Origin of the sequence: Methylotuvimicrobium buryatense 5G, assembly GCF_000341735.1 — a bacterium.
GTDB lineage: Bacteria > Pseudomonadota > Gammaproteobacteria > Methylococcales > Methylomonadaceae > Methylotuvimicrobium > Methylotuvimicrobium buryatense.
This window is the reverse complement of record NZ_KB455575.1, coordinates 4,005,604-4,007,823: the sequence shown is the minus strand read 5'-3', so window position 1 is coordinate 4,007,823 and position 2,220 is coordinate 4,005,604. Positions and strand designations below refer to the sequence as shown.

Annotated in this window: 1 protein-coding gene; it reads right to left on the bottom strand. The window is 51.5% G+C overall.

All coding sequences use genetic code 11. The annotated features are described in order from the left end of the window. Positions 1-661: 661 nt before the first annotated feature. Entirely contained in the window at positions 662-1,573 is a 912-nt protein-coding gene (locus METBU_RS0118005) for a type II secretion system protein (protein ID WP_017841947.1), read from the bottom strand. Positions 1,574-2,220: the final 647 nt, after the last annotated feature.

Sequence of the window (2,220 nt, the reverse complement as noted above, 5' to 3'; positions counted from 1 at the left end):
TCCGCTTCGCTACTACCCATCCTACAGGGTGGCTCTTGCGTAGGATGGGTAGAGGCGGAAGCCGAAACCCATCGTTTTCACCCTCGCCGCTAAATCTCCCGCCGGACGGGTTTTATTGACTCGGCCGCGTAATGTTTCCCTGCCGTTTGCGGGCGCCCATGATGGGTTTCCGCTTCGCTACTACCCATCCTACAGGGCGGCTCTTGCGTAGGATGGGTAGAGGCGGAAGCCGAAACCCGTCGTTTTCACCCTCGCCGCTAAATCTCCCGCCGAACGGGTTTTATTGACTCGGCCGCGTAATGTTTCCCTGCCGTTTGCGGGCGCCCATGATGGGTTTCCGCTTCGCTGCTACCCATCCTACAGGGCGGCTCTTGCGTAGGATGGGTAGAGGCGGAAGCCGAAACCCATCGTTACCGCTCGGCATCGCATGGATTTTGTAACCGACCGATAGCGATACGCTCTCGCGAAAAAAAACGCATTGCTATCGGGGGGTATCGAATCCGGAGCGCGGGCGACATGACTGTCGTGCGCTCCGGCGGTTTAAGAAAAAGCCGTCCGTGGCGGGCAAGACGGCTAGAGCCATGCTCAAGCCATCCTGCTTGGCTCAAAGATTAGCTATCCTCCACGTCGAAGCGTGGGAACGAGACACACGGCTACCTGATTAGTTGCTTACTTTATTAATATAAGCAGTTTCTAAGGCATTTTTAACACCAACTAAACCATTATTACCATTAGTGATATCCGCTGTATTCAATACCGTACCGACAAATTTCGCAGGTTCGGTAATGGTTGAGCAGGTATGCGTATAGTTACCACCGTCCATCGACACATCACCCGTATTCGCCCTATCTACTTGGAAAATAGCGATATAATGACCGTAACGTTCAGTCGGGCCAGTTGAAGCGTCTTTAGGATAATGGACTGGCGAAGAAGTGATCGTGTTACCCACTAATTCCGCCTGATCACCAATACCCATGGCAATGTAGTCATAACACTCTGGATAATAATCCATGCCCGCGCCGCCTAACACCCTAGACAGCAGCTGTCTCGTTGCAGGCGCACTTGGAAGGCGCGCAAATCTGGTTGTTTGACCAACGACTGGTGGAATATATAGCATCCCTGTGCCTGTGCTAAAGGTTTTAGTAGCGGCATTTGGGTTATTGTTGAGATACATGGTCAAATTCGCTTTTTCAAGCGATGCCAGAGCGATATCATCAGTACCCACCTCGTAAGTGACAGCCTCAAACGCTGCAGGATTCGCTAAGCCGCAAAAAACATCACCAGCAGTAGCACCCACACAAGAACCTGTAGCAGCAGCTGTCGCATCAGCATGGTTAATCAGTGAATCCAAATGATGAGGCACTCTATTTTTTTCGGTAATAAAACGCCCCATTGCCGAATTAAGTTGAGCCAAGTTAGCAGATCCCGTGCTGTCGGCAGTTTTTTCGACAAAACTGCCCACATACGGAAGCATCAATCCCGCCAAGCCGATCAATACCAACAGCACGACGGTCAATTCGATCAAGGTCATACCAGCCTGTCTTGCGATGTGTTTTACTTTATAATGTTTCATTGTTGGGTTTCTCCCCATTTTTTCGTTAGTTAGTGTTTTAAGTTACGCTAACGAAGTCGCTGCCCTTGGCTGTAGCAGAGCGTAATGGCAGCGGGGGGGAAGCCCTTCCCCCATGTTCCGAAACTCCTTCTATTCGCCCATCGTGGGCTATGTGCCTCCTTAACCGGAACCAACTTGGTCAGTCCCTGCATATAAAGCAAACGGTATGCCAACTTTTATCCTGTTGAATAATAGGGTTATTTTTAATGGCTCGAAAAAATGAAGTATGGGACTGCGTGATATCACACACCTAAACTGTGTGAAATAACCTAATTCGAATGGCTCTCACGCTTTAGCGTCCTCGCACCGCGGAGCGGTGTGGGATGCATTCCCACGTTGGAGCGTGGGAACGATAGCTAAATCTCCCGCCGAACGGGTTTTATATCCCTGTCCGCAATGGTTTCCTGCCGTTTGGGAGCTGACGTTTGGGGGCGCCCATGATGGGTTTCCGCTTCGCTGCTACCCATCCTACAGGGTGGCTCTTGCGTAGGATGGGTAGAGGCGGAAGCCGAAACCCATCGTTTTCACCCTCGCCGCTAAATCTCCCGCCGGACGGGTTTTATTGACTCGGCCGCGTAGTGTTTCCCTGCCGTTTGCGGGCGCCCATG

What these genes read in the sequence shown, in the direction of transcription:
- METBU_RS0118005 (WP_017841947.1), bottom strand. Translation starts at nt 1,573, where the DNA reads ATGAAACATTATAAAGTAAAACACATCGCAAGACAGGCTGGTATGACC.